The following is a 600-nucleotide window of genomic DNA, read 5'->3' as shown; positions in this document are numbered from 1 at the left end:
TGGGCCTGCTCCGTGTCAAAAACCCGAACCCACGGCCACATTACTTCAACCCGCTCGCCGAACCGGCGCGCCCGTTTCATCGCATCGGTATAACTGGCCGTCCGTTCACAGTCCGCATAGGTAATGGCCCGCAGACGGGCGGCTTTCGCCTCCATTTCAGCAGCCACCGCATCCACCTGGCTGAACTCCGGCGCGACCAGAATCCGGGGGGTGTACCCGGTCTCCGTCTGGCTATCCAGCCAGCCCTGCATCCCTTCAATGATGTTGGCCTGGGTTTCGGCATCCGTGGCGCCTTTGTCCACCCTGACCACAATGACCAGTGCGCCGGTCTGATCAAAAATGTCATCAATTGCTGCGGGCAAGGTACCGCCCTCACCCAGCCCTTTGGCACGTTTTCGGCTTCCGGCCACTGCAACCGGAATGTTCAGCGGGAACGGCTCATTTTCACCACCCGTCAGGTAAGTACGGGATGCCGGAGCCACCTCGCCGGAACCGTCACCCAAAAATGACACTGAGACCAATGCACTGGCAGCCGGTGATGCCTGCATAGCAGATCTAACCTCCTCCGCTGTAGACGAAAGAGCGCTGTCTGCACCGGTT

The 600-nt window shown here is 60.2% G+C and carries 1 protein-coding gene; it reads right to left on the bottom strand.

From position 1 onward, the window contains the following. Window positions 1-548 (bottom strand): phage tail sheath protein (locus tag ACYP03_RS23900; RefSeq protein WP_459782347.1); only part of this gene is annotated, 548 nt, incomplete at its 3' end. Window positions 549-600 lie beyond the last annotated feature (52 nt).

It is taken from the genome of Photobacterium sp. R1 (genome assembly GCF_054600795.1).
Note: the sequence above shows the minus strand (reverse complement) of the source record. Positions and strands in the feature narration are given on the sequence as shown.